Consider the following 14,640-nt stretch of genomic DNA (forward strand, 5'->3'; position numbering starts at 1 on the left):
GTGCTGCGGGTGGTGGGGCCGGTCGCCGATGATTTCGGAGCGACCCAGCGCGCGCTTCTGTCGGCGTTGCCGGCCGAGGTCTCGCATCCGCACACGCCCCACGTCACGCTGCGCGGCTTCGCGGAACCCGAGGGCCGGGAAGAGGTCGAGGATTTCCTCCGCGAGTGGGCGACGGCCCAGCATCTGATCTCCCTCACCTCCGAGGCTCTCGACACCTTCCCCTCGCCGTGGCAGATCGTGATCGTCCGGCTCGCCCGCACCGAGTCCCTCGTCTCGGCCTACTCCTCGCTGTCGGCGGCGCTCGCGCCGACGAGCTTCACCCGCGTCGGAGAGCTGAGCCCGGAGGAGTGGATCTTCCACCTTTCGGTCGTCTACGGCGGCCGCCTCGATCCGCGCGCCTGGACCGAGGCCGAGCGGATCGCGCACGAGCGGCGGCATCCGGTCGCGACCGAGATCGCGACCCAGGCCGAGTTCGTCTGGTACGCCGACGGCGCCGAGCACCGCGAGCTCATCCCGCTCGGGCGCTGACGCCGCCTCTCTCCCCGCACGGATGCAGGGCCGAACGACGGATGCAGGGTCAGACATCGGCGTGTCGCCCTGCATCCGTGCGCGCCGGCAGGTCTCGGATGCGGGAGCCCGCCTACAGCCCCGAGTACGCGTGCAGGCCCTTGAAGAAGACGTTGACGATGGTGAAATTGAAGATCACCGCGGTGAAGCCGACGATCGACAGCCAGGCGGAGGGGTTGCCGCGCCAACCGCGCGTGGCGCGGGCGTGGATGTAGCCGGCGTAGAGCACCCAGATGATGAAGGTCCAGGTCTCCTTCACGTCGAAGCCCCAGTAGCGCCCCCAGGCATCCTGCGCCCAGATCGCCCCGGCGATGAGCGTGAACGTCCAGAAGATGAAGCCGATCGTCGCGAAGCGGTAGGCGAGGGCCTCGAGGCGGTCGGCCGTGGGCAGCGTCGCGAGGAACCGCGGTCCGATCTTCTCCGCCCCCTCGGCCACCAGGCGCGCCCGCCGCGACTGCATCAGCTGCGTCACCGACAGCGCGAAGGCGAGCGCGAAGAACGCCGTCGACAGCGAGGCGACGAAGACGTGGATGACCAGCCACACCGACTTCAGCGGGTCCATGAGCGGGGTGACGATCACGTAGAAGCTGACCGCCGAGACCCCCAGCAGCACGACCACCAGACCCGTGATGAACGTGCCGAGGAATCGCAGGTCCAGACGTGTGAGCACGAGCAGGTAGACGAGCATGATCAGCAGGGTGCCGGTCATCGCGAACTCGTAGTTGTTCGCCCACGGCACGCGCCCGGCGGCGATGCCACGGGCCAGCGTCGCGGCCAGGTGCAGCACGAAGCCGAGCACCGTGAGCGAGGTGCCGATGCGCGCCATGACACGGGGAGAAGCGGCATCCGACGAGGAAGACGAAGCGGATGCCGCGGCGATGATCCCGGTGCGACCGCTGGCGACGAGCTCCGCCTCGCGCAGCTTCGCGTCGGAGGACTCCTCGGAGCGCCGCGCGAGGTCGAAGGCGTACGCGGTGAAGGCGAGGGCGTAGATCGCGATGGCGGTCCACAGCAGCAGGACCGAGAGCGACTCGAGATCGGCCATGGTGTCAGCCTACTTTCTGGGTGTCGGATGCCGCAGTGTCGGATGCCGCGGCCTGCGCATCCAACAGGCTGCCGTGCGCGGCAGCGAGGTCGTCGACGGCGGCGGCCAGGGTCGGGTCCTCGCCGCGGGCGAGGCCGGCGTATTCGAGGGTGATCGTGCCGTCCGCCGGGGTCGCCTTGACCCACATGCGGCGGCGCGGCACGAACAGCGCGAGCAGGAGCCCGGCGAGCGCGAGCAGTGAGAACACGAGCACCCAGACCGCCGAGCGGTCGTGGTGGATCTGCAGGGAGGCGTAGCGCTTGACCGAGTTCTCGTAGTCGGCGGATCCGTCGGGCGAGGCGTTCTCGAAGGTGATCATGCCGAGTCCGTTCGGCAGGTCGGCGCTCTCTCCCGGGGCGAGCTCGATGGACTCGAGCCCGGTGTCGCCGCCGGTGAGCTGGGTCATGTCGGTCGTGTCGAGCACGTACACCGAGCGCGGGGTGCCGTCGTCGATGCCGAGATCGCCCTCGTAGACGTTCAGGGTCAGAACAGGGTTGACGAGCGCCGGGTAGACCGAGGTGAACGCACCCGTGGCGAGCTCGGCCTGCGTCGGATAGAAGAAGCCCTGCAGACCCAGCTGCTCCGGCATCCCGTCGGCGATCTTCACGATGCCCAGCGACGTCATCGCCGAGTCCTGCGGCAGGAACGGCACGTCGTCGCGGAAGATGACCGTGCCCTCGGCATTGCGCACCGTGATCGTCGGCGCATAGCCGTTGCCCAGCAGGTAGATGCTGTCGCCGGCGACGGGCAGCGGGTGGTTGACGCGCACGGCGTCGCTCCAGACCTCGCCGTCGGCATCGCGCACCGTGATGTTCGCCGCGAAGTCGCCGGCCTGGCCTGCGCCGGGCGAGCCCGCAGGCACGTAGCTCACGTCGAAGCTGTCGAGAGTGATCGCGTAGGGCTCCAGCGCCTCCTCGGTGACGAAGCGGCCGCGCTGGATCGAGGAGTAGTCCAGGAGCGTGTTGACGAACGTCGTCTCCTCGACGATGACCTGCTGCCCCGTGTACGAGTAGCCGCCGCCGACGCCGACCGTGACGAGCACGCCGACGAGCGCGAGGTGGAAGACGAGGTTGCCGGTCTCGCGCCAGTACCCGCGCTCGGCCGACACCGAATACGTGCCGCGGCCGTCGAAGCGGGCGACGCGGTAGCCGAGGGACTTCAGCTGCGTCTCGGCCGTGTCGACGGCGGCGGATGCCGCGGCATCCGGGTTCTCCGACTCTCGTGACACCTCGCGGTGATCGTCGAGCCGCGCCAGCCGCACGGGCGTGCGCGGCGGCTGCGCCCGCAGCGCCTTGGCATGGTGCTTGATGCGCGGGATGACGCAGCCGATGAGCGAGATGAACAGCAGCAGGTAGATCGCCGAGAACCACGGCGACATGTACACGTCGAAGAGGTCGAGCGCGTCGAGCACCGGGAAGAGATCCGGGTTGTCCGCCCGCCACTGGGTGACGCCGTTCGGATCGGCCATGCGCTGCGGGAAGAGCGATCCGGGGATCGCGGCGATCGCGAGGATCAGCAGCAGCACCAGCGCCGTGCGCATCGAGGTGAGCTGCCGCCATCCCCAGCGCAGCCAACCGGTGACGCCGAGGCGGGGCTGGACGATGGCGGATCCGCCGTCGACGTGGTCGCTCGGGCGCAGGGGGTCGGATGCCGCAGCCCCCGAACCCGCTTGCGGGTCAGAGGGGGAGCTCGACACTGATCATCACCGCCCCGAGCTTCGACATGATCTCGGTCCACAGGCCGGTCACCATGAGGAGGCCGAGGAGGATCAGCAGCACGCCGCCGATGATGTTGACGACGCGGATGTGGCGGCGCAGGAATCCGACCGTGCGGGTGGCCCAGTTAAAGCCGAGCGCGATCAGCAGGAACGGGATGCCGAGCCCGAGCGAGTAGGCCAGGCCCAGCAGCGAGGCACGCCAGGGGTCGCCGAGGTTCCACGACATCGCCATGATCGCCGTGAGGGTGGGGCCCATGCACGGCGCCCAGCCGATGCCGAGCGCGACGCCGAGCAGCGGTGCGCCGATGAGGCCCGTACGCGAGTTCACCTGGAACCGGAGGTTGCGCTGCGCGAAGCCGAAGAGCCCGAGGAAGACGAGCCCCATGAGGATGATGAGCACGCCGAAGATCCGGGTGAGCAGATCTCCCCAGACCAGGAAGAAGGCACCCGCGGCGCCTCCGACGATGCTGAAGGCGATGAAGACGACGCTGAAGCCGAGGATGAACAGCAGCACGCCCAGCACGAGGCGGCTGCGGGCGACGGTGGGCGTGCCGGTCGCGATCGCCGTGCCTGCGGCATCCGATCCTGCGACGCTCCCGGGGATCGCCCCCGCGGTCCCTGAACTCGTCGAAGGACCCGCGTCCCCCTCACGCGCAACGGGAGCGACCGCGCCGCTGATGAAGCCGAGGTACCCCGGCACGAGCGGCAGCACACAGGGCGAGAGGAAGGAGAGGAGGCCGGCGAGCATCGCGACCGGGATCGCGACCCACAGCGCCCCGACGATGAGGGCCTCGGGGTCACGCGTCCTCCGCGAGGACGTCCTTGACGACGGAGGACAGGATCGACGGCTGGCTGATCGCGCCGATGAGGCGGGCAGCGACACGGCCCTGTTTGTCGATCACGACCGTCGTCGGGTGGCCTGCGGCGGCACGACCGCGGCGAAGGCGAGCTTGGCCTCGCCCGTGGCGATGTCGATGATGCTCGGATAGCTGACGCCGTAGGTCTCGGCGAAGGCGAGCGAGGTCTCGGCCTGGTCGCGGGTGTTCACGCCCAGGAAGGCGACGTCCTGGTCCTGGTACTCCTGCCAGACCTCTTCGAGGACGGAGGCCTCGACGCGACAGGGGCCGCAGGCCGCGTACCAGAAGTTCACCACGACGACCTCGCCGAGGGTCTCTGCGCTGTCGAAGCGCTCGCCCTGGTCGGTGACGCCGCCGTAGACGATGGGCGCGTTGCGCTCGTCTTCGGGGAACTCCATGACCCGGAAGCCGTCGGCGGCGATGTAGCCCTTGTTGGTGCCGTCGAGGAAGTCCTGCGTCGCGGAGTCGGGTGCGCAGGCGGCCAAGCCGATGCCAAGCGTCGCGGCGAGCGCTGCGGCCCCGAGGCGCCGGGCAAGGCGTTTCGGGCGGACTCGTCCGCGATCAGCCGGGTGGGTCGACGACATGCGAGACACGCCGGTCAGTGTACGCGGGCTCCCTATGCACGAGCCGGATGCGGTCACACCGCCCCGACGTCGACCGCGTCTCCGGTGAGGGCCGGCTCCGCGTAGCCGATCTCCTGCCACTTCCCGTCGGCGTACGTGAACGAGGTCACGCTCGACAGCGCGCAGCGCCGGGAGCGCGGGTCGTGCTTGTACGGCAGCCCCGCCACATGCAGATGCGTCACCCAGATGGGGGCCTGATGCGAGACGATCACCACATCGCCGTCGGATGCGGCGTCCCAGGCGTCATCCATCGCGGCGGTCATCCGCTGCGCGATCGAGAGGTACGGCTCGCCCCAGCTCGGCCGGGAGGGCCGGCGCAGATGCCGCCAGTTCAGCGGGTTCAGGAGGGCACGGTGCATCTGCGTGCCCTCGAAGACGTTGCTCGGCTCGATGACGCGCTCGTCGAGCTCGGGCGTCAGGCCGAACCGCTCGGCGAACGGCGCCGCCGACTCCTGCGTGCGCTCCAGCGGCGAGCAGCGCAGCAGGCTCACCGGGCGATCGAGGGAGGCGATGTAGGCCGCCGCGGCATCCGCCATCTGTCGTCCGGCCTCGCTCAGATGGAAATCCGGGAGTCGCCCGTAGAGGATGCGGCCGGGGTTGTGCACCTCGCCGTGCCGGACGAGGTGGAGACGCCTTCCAGTCATTCCGTCAGTCTAGAAGGCGCCTCCGCAGAGCCGAGGGTCGCTCAGGCCTGCTTCTGGTACTTGGCGTCGCCGAAACCGATCACGAAGTAGCCGATGATCGGGATCAGCCACAGCAGGAAGAAGGAGGACACCGCACCCTTGCCGAAGTTCGCGCCCAGCTTGATGGCCACCAGGATGGCGAAGACGACGTTCACGATCGGGATCAGGTAGAGCAGCACCAGCCACCCCGAGTAGCCGGCGATCTTGACGAGGAAGATGAGATTGACCAACGGGATGATGGCCAGGATGCCGGGGTGACCCGCCTTCGTGAAGACTTTCCACAGCGCGACGACCACGAGCACGTACAGAACCAGACCGACGATGATCGACGGGCCCGAGAAGGCCTGCGCGTACACCGCATCGATGTTGTTCACGGCGGGGACCAGAGCGAGAGACATGAACGAACCTTCCTTGGGATGCCGGCGGCTGTGCCGGCGCTCGCGAGTCTACTGAAGCGGCACCCCGCCGCCCAAGACTGTTTCCGAACCCGACGTAGAATGGCCAGGTTGCCTTTCCCCTAGGAGGATTCCCCGTGCTTCGCACCCATACGGCCGGCTCTCTGCGAGCCGAGCACATCGGTCAGACCGTCACCCTCGCGGGGTGGGTCGATCGCCGGCGCGATCACGGCGGCGTCGCCTTCATCGACCTGCGGGACGCCTCCGGGATCGCCCAGGTCGTCATCCGCGACGAGGAGATCGCGCACCCGCTGCGCAGCGAGTTCGTGCTGAGAGTGACCGGTGAGGTCTCGCGCCGCCCGGCCGGCAACGAGAACCCGAACCTCCCGACGGGCGAGATCGAGGTCGTCGCGACGGAGGTCGTGGTGATCAACGAGTCCGCTCCCCTGCCGTTCCAGGTTTCGACCGGGCTCGAGGGCGCCGACCCATCGGCGAGGACGTGCGCTTCGCGCACCGCTACCTCGACCTGCGCCGTCCGGAGCCCGCCGCCGCCATGCGTCTGCGCTCGGACGTCAACAAGGCGGTCCGCGACGTCCTGCACGGGCGCGGCTTCACCGAGGTCGAGACGCCCACCCTCACCCGCTCGACCCCGAGGGCGCCCGCGACTTCCTCGTGCCCGCGCGCCTGCACCCGGGCAGCTGGTACGCCCTGCCGCAGAGCCCGCAGCTGTTCAAGCAGCTGCTCATGGTCGGCGGCATCGAGAAGTATTACCAGCTCGCCCGCTGCTACCGCGACGAGGACTTCCGCGCCGACCGGCAGCCGGAGTTCACCCAGCTCGACATCGAGATGAGCTTCGTCGACCAGGAAGACGTCATCGAGATGATGGAGGACGTCATCCGCGCCATATGGGCGACGATCGGCGTGGAGGTGCAGACCCCGATCCCCGGATCACCTACGCCGACGCCATGGCCAAGTACGGCTCCGACAAGCCCGACCTGCGTTTCGGGCTCGAGCTCACTGAGGCGACCGACTACTTCGCAGACACCCCGTTCCGCGTCTTCCAGGCCGAGTACGTCGGCGCCGTCCTCATGCCCGGCGGTGCGGGTCAGCCGCGCAAGGTGCTCGACGCCTGGCAGGACTGGGCCAAGCAGCGCGGCGCCCGAGGCCTGGCCTACGTCCTCTTCAACGAGGACGGCACGCTCGGCGGTCCCGTGGCCAAGAACCTCTCCGAGGCGGAGCAGGCCGGCCTGGCCGAGCTCGTCGGAGCGAAGCCCGGCGACTGCGCCTTCTTCGCCGCCGGCTCGACCAAGGACGCCCGCGCCCTCCTCGGCGCCGCCCGCGTCGAGATCGGCCGTCGCCTGGGCCTGCTCGACCCCGACACCTTCGCCTTCACCTGGGTGGTCGACGCTCCGATGTTCGAGCCGGCATCGGATGCCGTGGCATCCGGTGACGTCGCCGTGGGATCCGGCGCATGGACGGCCGTGCACCACGCCTTCACCGGACCCAAGCCCGAGTTCGAGGACACCTTCGACACCGACCCGGGCTCGGCGCTCTCCTACGCCTACGACATCGTGTGCAACGGCACCGAGCTCGGCGGCGGGTCGATCCGCATCCATCGCGAGGACATCCAGAAGCGAGTGTTCGCCGTCATGGGGCTCTCCGAGGAGGAGGCGCAGGAGAAGTTCGGCTTCCTGCTGGACGCCTTCACCTTCGGGGCACCCCCGCACGGCGGCATCGCGATCGGCATGGACCGGGTGCTCCAGCACCTGAGCAAGGCGGAGTCGATCCGCGAGGTCATCGCCTTCCCCAAGACCGGCAACGGCTTCGACCCGCTCACCGCGGCGCCGGCCCCCATCACCCCGGCACAGCGCGCCGAGGCCGGCGTCGACCACGACCCGGACGCCGACGAGGACTGAGGCGGCACAACCTCGCGAATCTGCACTGTTTCGCAGAGACTCTGCGAATCTCTGCGTGATAGTGCAGATCTGCGGAATTGCGCGGTCTCAGGCCGCGCGATGCAGCCCCTGCGCGACCGCGCGCATGATCAGATCCTGCACCACGTGCCACTGGTGCATCATCTGGCTGTAGCTCACCCGGATCACGTGATACCCCATCAGCCGCAGCTGCGCGTCGTGACGGATGTCCTCTGTGCGCTGCGCTCCCACGTGAGTGGCGCCGTCGATCTGCAGCACGAGCCGTGCGCCGATCAGCGCATCGACCCTGTGCCCGGCAATCCAGGTCTGGAAGTACAGCGGCAGGCGCAGCCAGCGCAGACGCGGGCGCAGATAGGTCTCGAGTCCCGCATCCGCGAAGGGCTGCGCCTCTGCGAGGATGCGCCGCGCAGCGGGCTTCCAGGGATAGCCCTGCAGCGACTCGCAGGTGACCAGCCCTTTGTTGAGCGCGGACTCCCAGGTCGCAAGAGCCTGCTCGAAGGGTTCGCACTCGGCGACCAGCGCCAGCACGTTCTCGATCGGATCGACGAGAGAATCCGGATGCCGCGGCACCACGGGCCGCGACCAGTGGACGTGCACGCCCTCCGGCTTTCCCCCCGAGCTTCCCGGAGACGCCCCCACGTGCGGGATCGCCGGCGCTTCGTGCACCCAGAGGCCCTGCCGCTTCGCCTGGGTGAGGCAGCTGAGCACGACTCCCGCCTGCGCGGCGTTCACCAGCATCCGGTCTGCACCGGGAAGCGCGAACCACCCACGGCGCACGCGGCTGATGACGCCCTCACGCACGCCCTGGTCGATCTCGTGCCGCGAAAGCCCTCGCTCGCGCAGACGCAGGAATCGGGCGACGCCGTCTGTCTCGGCCATCGCTCTGATCATGAGCTCTCGACGCTGTTCCCGCACGGCTCGAGAGTGGCACGAAAACGGATCCCACTGAGCCGGTTCCGCGCGGATGTGGACAGCTCCGCGGCATCCGGGATCTGTGCAGGACACGTCTCCCCGCGCAACCTCGCAGATGTGCGCTGTCTCGCACGGATTCCGAGGATTCCTCCGAAGTCGTGCAGATCTGCGGAGTTATGCGGAGGCCAACAGCGGCGCGATGTTCTCGTGCCACACGTCGACGCCCAGCTTGGCGATCAGGATGAGCACGACGATGAGGAACACCACTCGGATGAATCGAGAGCCTCGGGCGATCGCCATGCGCGACCCGAGATAGCTCCCGGCGACGTTGGCCGCGGCCAGCAGCAGCCCAGCGGCCATAGCACCGCCCGTAGGGGATGAACAGCAGCAGGGCGCCGAGGTTCGTGGCGAGATTGACGATCTTCGCCTTGGCGCTGGCCTGCAGGAAGTCGTAGCCGAGCAGACCGACGAGCGCGATGATTAGGAACGTCCCGGTGCCGGGCCGAGCAGGCCATCGTAGAAGCCGATCACGAGCCCGGCGAGCCCGGCCATGATGTGGTGGCGGTGGCCGGAGAAGCGCAGCGCGGTCGCCACGCCCAGGTGCGGACGGAAGACCGTGATGATCGCGACGGCCAGCAGCGCGACCACGATGATCGGCTTGAAAGCGGATGCCGGCAGCACCGTCGCCACAGCCGCACCGCCGAAGGAGCCGGCCAGGGCGATGACGGCCATCGGGATCGCCGTGCGGATGTCGGGCTTGACCCGACGGTAGTAAGTGACGCTGCTGGTGGCCGTGCCGAACACCGAGGCGAGCTTGTTGGTTGCCAGAGCCTGCACCGGCGTGATCCCGGGATCAGCAGCAGCGCCGGCAGCTGCAGGAGCCCGCCCCGCCGACGACGGCGTCCATCCAGCCCGCGGCGAAGGCCGCGACGACGATGAGCACCAGCACCGTCCAGGTGAGCTGCTCGAGTCCGAAGAAGGCGCCGACGTCCACGGGATCAGTCCGCGGGAGGAAGGGGGAGACGGCGCGCATCGCTCCATTCTCCTGCATCCGCCGGCCGCGCGAGACCTCGCCCATCGTGGACCCTCGGTTTCTTCTTCCCAGCGCGGCCCGCACACGCTAGCGTCATCTCCGGGAGCACTCCGGCACCCACGACGAGAGGGAATCTCATGGCTGGCAAGTTCGAGCTGTACACCGACAAGGCGGGCGAGTACCGTTTCCGGCTGAAGGCGGGCAACGGTGAGACCATCGCCGTCAGCGAGGGGTACTCCTCGAAGTCGAGCGCGCTGAACGGCATCGACTCGGTCCGGCGCAACGCAGCAGATGCCGAGGTCGTCGAGGTCTGACCCCGTGCGGCTGACCTCCCGCGTCAGTTCGCCGAGAAGTACCCGTCGTAGATCTGCTGATAGGTGCCGTCCGAGCGCAGCTGGATGAGGGCGTCGTTCACCGCGGCGAGCAGCGCCCTCTTCTCGCCCTTGGCGAAGGCGAAGCCGTACTGCTCGTCGGTGTTGTAGTCCTCGACGATCGTGTAGGTGCTGTCGGAGCGCTCGTGCTCGACGTTGACGGGCCGATCCCGGAGGATCGCATCGATGTTGCCCGCCCGGATCGCCGGCTCCAGATCAGCGTCGGAGGGGTAGCCGATGATCTCTGCGTCCGCCGGGGCGTTCTCGCTCGCGTACGCCTCGCCCGTCGTGCCCTGCTGCACGCCGAGGTTCTTGCCCGAGAGGTCTTTGATCGAGGAGATGCCGGAGTCCGCGCGCACGAGCAGCGACTGCAGGGAGTCGTAGTACGGGTCGGAGAAGTCGAGGTTCGCCCTGCGCTCTTCGGTGATGGTCATGGCGGATGCCGCGATGTCGCACTGACCGGTCGCGAGCGTGGCGCCGGACTGCAGCCCGTCGAAGTCGACCACCTGGATCGAGATGCCGAGGTCGAGCGCGTCGGCGACCGCCGTGAGCAGGTCGATGTCGAAGCCCGAGTAGCCGCCGGGGCGGCGGTGTCCTCGAATGCGAAGGGCGGGTAGGGGATGTCCGAGCAGACCGTGAGCGTGCCGGGCTGCACCAGGCCGAACTCCTCGCCCACGGAATCGTCGCCGGGGTCGCCGCCGTTCCCACCACTGGCGCACCCGGTGAGCACGAGGGCGGCAGCCGCGACGAGCGCACTGCCCAGAGCGAGGGGATGACCTCGTTGCATTCCGACTCCTCGGTACGGGCGGCATCGCCCACCCGTCGAACGGGATCCATCTTGGCATGCCGCGCGCGTTCGCACCCGGACCGGCCGGTCCCGGCGGCTAGATGTACTTCCCTGTGAGGTTGTGAACGCGGGCTGAGGGGTTTGGCCGCCGATGCCGGTGTGGGGTCTGTGGTGATTGTAGTGATGCAGCCAGCGTTCGTAGGCTTCGGCTCGCTCGTCCTCGCTGGCGTAGGGCGCGGCGTAGGCCCATTCCGCGGCGAGGTGCGGTTGAAGCGTTCGACCTTCCCGTTGGTCTGTGGCCGGTAGGGCCGCGTCCACTTGTGCTTGACGGTGTCGCCGAGAGCGTCAGCGAACGCGTGCGATCGGTAGCAGGCGCCGTTGTCGGTCATCACCGCGGTCACGGTCACGCCGAGGCTCGTGAAGAAGGCGTTCGCGCGGGTCCAGAACGCTGCGGCGGTCTCCTTGCGCTCGTCGTCGAGGATCTCTGAGTACGCGACCCGGGAGTGGTCGTCGACGGCGTGATGCAGGTACCGGTAGCCGCGGGAGCCCGCCGCTCCCGCCCGGGCTGCCTGCCCCGGGCGACGCCGGCAGCCCGATCCTGCGGGATCCTTTCCCGTGGACACGCCACCCGCCGCCATCGGGGATGCGGCCCTGCTTCTTGATGTCGACATGCACCAGCTGACCGGGTGCGGCGACCTCGTACCGCTTCGGCTTGGGCTTTCGGACCGGCAGCCCGGTGGCCTGGTCCAGGTGCGCCAGCAGCGGCATGCCATAGCGGGTCAGCACCCGGCCCACCGTGGACCGGTGCAGCCGCAGGTGGTACGCGATCTGGTGCGGCCCCATCGGCGGCTGAACCGCAATGACACGATCCGCCGCTCCGTCTTCCGCGGCAGCCGACCGGGGGACCTGCGCGGCTTCGAGCTGCGATCGGTCAGCGGCAGCCCTGCCCGATACCGGTCCGCCCACTTCTTCGCCGTCCCCGGCGAACACTGGAATCGTTCCGCGGCCCGCCGCAGCGACCATTTCCGATCAACGACGAGAACAGCAAGACGACGACGCCCTCCGGCGTCAAAGGCGCGTTAGCGTGAGTCACGAAGACCTCCGTGGAATCCGATGTGAGGGTGGTACCCACATCGTCCCGGAGGTCTTCGCCCTACCTCAGCCGTTCACAACGTGTCGGGGAACTACAGCTAGACCTCGAAGTCGACGACGGCCCGCTCGCTGACCACCGAGGCGACGTAGGCGACGACCTCCTGGTGATCGGGGTGCACCCGGTACTCCTCGAGCGCCTCGACCGAGTCGAAGTCCACGGTGAGCGTGGCGTCCCAGTTCGCCTCGGGGTACAGGGTGTTGGCGGATGCCGTGATCGCGCGGATCTGCGGGACGAAGCCCTCGAGGGCGTGCAGCCGGCGGACGAGCTCGGCCGCCTGAGCAGAGCGCTCTGCCGCATCCGTCGAGGCCAGCTTCCACATCACGACGTGCCGAAGGGTCATGACTTCTCCAGTCTCTCTCGCAGCCGATCGGCTGAGACGCGCCACTGCGCGTGGAACTCGCCGTCGATGAGCACGACGGGGATCTTCTCCCACCACAGCGCGTGGAGGGCGGGTCGTCGTCGATCGACTCCTCGACGATGTCGATGTCATCGCCGACGGCGTCGGGGAGCTGGGCGACGACAGTCTCCACGATCTCCAGCGCCGTGGGCACAGATGGCACCCCGGCCTGCCGATGACCGTGATCGTCGTCACGCCCGGGGACCTCGACCTCGCGGCCCTGGGCGATCCACTCGCCGGTGCCGCCCTCGACATTGGTGGCGTCGTAGCCTCGGGCCTCGAGCGCCTCGACGACGCGCGCCGAGCGCCCGCCGGCCTGGCAGATGACGTCGAAGGCCTCGGCGGGGAGCTCTTCGAGTCGGTCGCCGAGCTCGGACATCGGCAGGTTCACGGCGCCGGGAACGTGCCCGGCGGCGAACTCGTCGCGCTCGCGCACATCGATGAGCGGGGTGCCGCTGCGAGTGGCGAGCTGCTCGACGGTGATCGACTTCACTTCATCCTCCGGGGAACGTCGGGTTCGGATGTCGGGCGCAGACAAGAACAGGACCGGATAGGCGTGGTGATGCCTACGGTCCCTGAGCTTGCTGAAGGCGCCTACTTCTTGTTGCGGCGCTGGTGACGAGTCTTGCGAAGCAGCTTGCGGTGCTTCTTCTTCGCCATGCGCTTGCGGCGCTTCTTGATGACTGAACCCACGGAAACCTCACTAAGTCAGGGGTTGGATGTCGCGGTCGGAGTGGGACACCCGGGTGTCGGCACGAAAAATGCCTCGGATCAGTCTAGCAAACCCGCGGGGCGCCGCTCGCCGCCGCCGAGATCTGGAGGCGCGGAACGATCAGCCGACGTCGGCGATCGGACGATGCAGGGCGTCGGTGACGGCCGACTCGGGAACACGGTAGCTGCGACCGAAGCGGATCGCGGGCAGCTCTCCGGAGTGCACGAGACGATACACGGTCATCTTCGATACGCGCATGATCTCCGCGACCTCGGCGACCGTGAGGAATCGTGCGTCTGATACCTCGGCCATCTTCTGCCCCACTTCTCCCAATCACCACACTTTACGGCTCGGATGGGCACGTGTAAACCCATGTGGTGGATGTGAAACCCACTGTCGGTCGCGGATGCCGCACCCTCTGCCGTCAGGACGAACGCCGCGACAGCCGCTCGCTCGCCTCGCGCACCGCCTGCCGCTCCAGCTTCCGCGCGTCGCGCAGGGCCTTCTCGGCCTCGCGCACGGCCTTGCGCGCGTCGCGCACGCGCTTGTCCTCATCCAGGCCCGTGGGGTGCGCGTCGTCGGGCTGCGGGGCGCTTCGCGCTCCCCGCCCGCCTCGATCCGCTCGATGTACGTCGCCACACCGTCGAGCGCCCGCGCCAGGCCGAAGGCGAAGGGGTCGTTCTCATCAAGGAACACCCCGGCGTCGATGGCCTCCCGCAGACTCGGGAAGGCATCGGCGGTGATGAGCTCGCGGAAGAGCGCATCGTCGCGGACGGTGATCTCCTCCGTCGTCAGCCCGCTCTCCCTGGCGCCCCGGTCGTACCCGGCGAAGACGATCCCCGTCCAGCGGGCGAATCCGGTGACCAGCAGCATGACCGAGATGCGCTCGTCGTGGGTCAGCAGCGTCTCGGCGAGCGCGTGCAGGCCGGCATCCATCCACGCGGCGCTGTTGGGCGTCACCGGCACGCCACTGATCGGCACCTCCAACGCCCAGGGTGGGCGAGGTAGCTGCTGACCTGCTCGGCATACAGACTCTCGAGCCGTTCCCGCCAGGTGCCCTCGCGCGATGCCTCCGAGGGCAGGCCGGTCGCCTGCTCCTGCATGAGGAGGACGAGGTCGTCTTTGGCCGTCACATACCGATAGAGCGACATCGGGGTGTAGCCGAGCTTGGCGGCGACGGCCGCCATCGACACCGCCGAAAGCCCGTCGGCATCGGCGATCTCGACCGCGACGTCGACGATCCGTTCGACGGACATCTCGCGCTTGGGTCCGCGCTGCGGCGCGGCGGCCACTCCCCAGGCGAGTGCGATGCCGCGCGGCAGTTCCGGTTCCCTCTGCTCGACCATGCCCCCAGTCTAGAACTGTCTACCCCGTAAACCGTATGTTATAGTCATAAACAGTTTCATCCGTACACG

16 protein-coding genes and 4 pseudogenes are annotated in these 14,640 nt (G+C 68.6%); 4 read left to right on the forward strand and 16 right to left on the reverse strand.

Features of this window, described 5'->3' with window-relative positions:
* Positions 1-528, forward strand: a complete 528-nt coding sequence (locus KAE78_RS03380) for a 2'-5' RNA ligase family protein (protein ID WP_223171802.1) — start codon at positions 1-3, stop codon at positions 526-528.
* Between the two features lie 112 nt (positions 529-640).
* On the opposite strand, the gene ccsB is transcribed toward KAE78_RS03380, so the two are convergent.
* From ccsB to KAE78_RS03410, 6 genes are all read right to left on the reverse strand, one after another.
* Complete coding sequence (gene ccsB / locus KAE78_RS03385; RefSeq protein WP_223171804.1) at positions 641-1,612, reverse strand: c-type cytochrome biogenesis protein CcsB; 972 nt, start codon at positions 1,610-1,612, stop codon at positions 641-643.
* Between the two features lie 4 nt (positions 1,613-1,616).
* Positions 1,617-3,347, reverse strand: a complete 1,731-nt coding sequence (locus KAE78_RS03390) for a cytochrome c biogenesis protein ResB (protein WP_223171805.1) — start codon at positions 3,345-3,347, stop codon at positions 1,617-1,619.
* Positions 3,328-4,116, reverse strand: coding sequence for a cytochrome c biogenesis CcdA family protein (locus KAE78_RS03395; RefSeq protein ID WP_317451909.1), 789 nt, complete (start codon positions 4,114-4,116; stop codon positions 3,328-3,330). Before KAE78_RS03395 ends, KAE78_RS03390 begins: the two co-directional genes overlap by 20 nt.
* A 150-nt stretch (positions 4,117-4,266) precedes the next feature.
* The gene (locus tag KAE78_RS03400; RefSeq protein WP_317451845.1) at positions 4,267-4,809 is read right to left on the reverse strand and encodes a TlpA disulfide reductase family protein; all 543 of its coding nucleotides are present in this window, start codon (positions 4,807-4,809) and stop codon (positions 4,267-4,269) included.
* 53 nt (positions 4,810-4,862) lie between these two features.
* Positions 4,863-5,492 carry a histidine phosphatase family protein gene (locus tag KAE78_RS03405; RefSeq protein ID WP_223171807.1) on the reverse strand — a complete coding sequence of 210 codons (630 nt, stop codon included), beginning with the start codon at positions 5,490-5,492 and terminating at the stop codon, positions 4,863-4,865.
* A gap of 41 nt (positions 5,493-5,533) precedes the next feature.
* Positions 5,534-5,929: a DUF5684 domain-containing protein gene (locus tag KAE78_RS03410; RefSeq protein ID WP_223171809.1), complete on the reverse strand. Its 396-nt coding sequence runs from the start codon at positions 5,927-5,929 to the stop codon at positions 5,534-5,536.
* A gap of 134 nt (positions 5,930-6,063) precedes the next feature.
* Between KAE78_RS03410 and aspS the strand changes: the two are divergent.
* Positions 6,064-7,842 (forward strand): annotated as a pseudogene (gene aspS / locus KAE78_RS03415) (aspartate--tRNA ligase).
* Between the two features lie 87 nt (positions 7,843-7,929).
* Here the strand turns inward: aspS and KAE78_RS03420 are convergent.
* Together KAE78_RS03420 and KAE78_RS03425 are read right to left on the reverse strand one after the other, a co-directional pair.
* Entirely contained in the window at positions 7,930-8,739 is an 810-nt protein-coding gene (locus KAE78_RS03420) for an endonuclease domain-containing protein (RefSeq protein WP_223171810.1), read from the reverse strand.
* A gap of 207 nt (positions 8,740-8,946) precedes the next feature.
* Positions 8,947-9,679, reverse strand: a pseudogene (locus tag KAE78_RS03425) (sulfite exporter TauE/SafE family protein).
* Positions 9,680-9,942: 263 nt separating this feature from the next.
* Between KAE78_RS03425 and KAE78_RS03430 the strand changes: the two are divergent.
* Positions 9,943-10,119: a YegP family protein gene (locus KAE78_RS03430; RefSeq protein WP_223171811.1), complete on the forward strand. Its 177-nt coding sequence runs from the start codon at positions 9,943-9,945 to the stop codon at positions 10,117-10,119.
* A gap of 23 nt (positions 10,120-10,142) precedes the next feature.
* On the opposite strand, the gene KAE78_RS03435 is transcribed toward KAE78_RS03430, so the two are convergent.
* The 3 genes and pseudogenes from KAE78_RS03435 to KAE78_RS03445 form a co-directional block, all read right to left on the reverse strand.
* A complete protein-coding gene (locus KAE78_RS03435) occupies positions 10,143-10,895 on the reverse strand; it encodes a transporter substrate-binding domain-containing protein (RefSeq protein ID WP_223171812.1) in 753 nt (250 codons plus the stop codon).
* A 165-nt stretch (positions 10,896-11,060) separates the two neighbouring features.
* Positions 11,061-12,056 (reverse strand): annotated as a pseudogene (locus tag KAE78_RS03440) (IS481 family transposase).
* 97 nt (positions 12,057-12,153) lie between these two features.
* Positions 12,154-12,456 (reverse strand): Dabb family protein, encoded by a 303-nt coding sequence (locus tag KAE78_RS03445; protein ID WP_223171813.1) that lies wholly within the window; start codon positions 12,454-12,456, stop codon positions 12,154-12,156.
* A 50-nt stretch (positions 12,457-12,506) separates the two neighbouring features.
* Here KAE78_RS03445 and KAE78_RS18300 point away from each other — a divergent pair, with 50 nt between their 5' ends.
* Positions 12,507-12,692, forward strand: coding sequence for a hypothetical protein (locus tag KAE78_RS18300; RefSeq protein ID WP_317451846.1), 186 nt, complete (start codon positions 12,507-12,509; stop codon positions 12,690-12,692).
* A 23-nt stretch (positions 12,693-12,715) separates the two neighbouring features.
* Here the strand turns inward: KAE78_RS18300 and KAE78_RS03455 are convergent.
* The 5 genes and pseudogenes from KAE78_RS03455 to KAE78_RS03475 all read right to left on the reverse strand — a co-directional run.
* Positions 12,716-13,006, reverse strand: a pseudogene (locus KAE78_RS03455) (rhodanese-like domain-containing protein); the annotation flags it as partial.
* 101 nt (positions 13,007-13,107) lie between these two features.
* Positions 13,108-13,206, reverse strand: a complete 99-nt coding sequence (locus tag KAE78_RS03460) for a 30S ribosomal protein bS22 (RefSeq protein WP_003792170.1) — start codon at positions 13,204-13,206, stop codon at positions 13,108-13,110.
* Between the two features lie 139 nt (positions 13,207-13,345).
* Positions 13,346-13,537: a helix-turn-helix domain-containing protein gene (locus tag KAE78_RS03465; protein ID WP_223171815.1), complete on the reverse strand. Its 192-nt coding sequence runs from the start codon at positions 13,535-13,537 to the stop codon at positions 13,346-13,348.
* Positions 13,538-13,558: 21 nt separating this feature from the next.
* Positions 13,559-14,206 (reverse strand): TetR/AcrR family transcriptional regulator C-terminal domain-containing protein, encoded by a 648-nt coding sequence (locus KAE78_RS03470; protein WP_262927738.1) that lies wholly within the window; start codon positions 14,204-14,206, stop codon positions 13,559-13,561.
* The gene (locus KAE78_RS03475; RefSeq protein ID WP_223171817.1) at positions 14,182-14,571 is read right to left on the reverse strand and encodes a TetR/AcrR family transcriptional regulator; all 390 of its coding nucleotides are present in this window, start codon (positions 14,569-14,571) and stop codon (positions 14,182-14,184) included. The genes KAE78_RS03470 and KAE78_RS03475 overlap by 25 nt, the downstream gene beginning before the upstream one ends.
* Positions 14,572-14,640: the final 69 nt, after the last annotated feature.

Source organism: Microbacterium sp. NIBRBAC000506063, from assembly GCF_017968845.1.
Taxonomy (GTDB): Bacteria; Actinomycetota; Actinomycetes; order Actinomycetales; family Microbacteriaceae; genus Microbacterium.

Excerpts from the sequence above, each read along its gene's own strand:
- KAE78_RS03445 (WP_223171813.1), bottom strand. The coding sequence starts at position 12,456 with ATGACCCTTCGGCACGTCGTGATGTGGAAGCTGGCCTCGACGGATGCG.
- KAE78_RS03410 (WP_223171809.1), bottom strand. The coding sequence starts at position 5,929 with ATGTCTCTCGCTCTGGTCCCCGCCGTGAACAACATCGATGCGGTGTAC.
- KAE78_RS03430 (WP_223171811.1), top strand. The coding sequence starts at position 9,943 with ATGGCTGGCAAGTTCGAGCTGTACACCGACAAGGCGGGCGAGTACCGT.
- KAE78_RS03475 (WP_223171817.1), bottom strand. The coding sequence starts at position 14,571 with ATGGTCGAGCAGAGGGAACCGGAACTGCCGCGCGGCATCGCACTCGCC.
- KAE78_RS03405 (WP_223171807.1), bottom strand. The coding sequence starts at position 5,492 with ATGACTGGAAGGCGTCTCCACCTCGTCCGGCACGGCGAGGTGCACAAC.
- KAE78_RS03420 (WP_223171810.1), bottom strand. The coding sequence starts at position 8,739 with ATGGCCGAGACAGACGGCGTCGCCCGATTCCTGCGTCTGCGCGAGCGA.
- KAE78_RS03400 (WP_317451845.1), bottom strand. The coding sequence starts at position 4,809 with ATGTCGTCGACCCACCCGGCTGATCGCGGACGAGTCCGCCCGAAACGC.
- KAE78_RS03465 (WP_223171815.1), bottom strand. The coding sequence starts at position 13,537 with ATGGCCGAGGTATCAGACGCACGATTCCTCACGGTCGCCGAGGTCGCG.
- ccsB (WP_223171804.1), bottom strand. The coding sequence starts at position 1,612 with ATGGCCGATCTCGAGTCGCTCTCGGTCCTGCTGCTGTGGACCGCCATC.
- KAE78_RS03395 (WP_317451909.1), bottom strand. The coding sequence starts at position 4,116 with ATGCTCGCCGGCCTCCTCTCCTTCCTCTCGCCCTGTGTGCTGCCGCTC.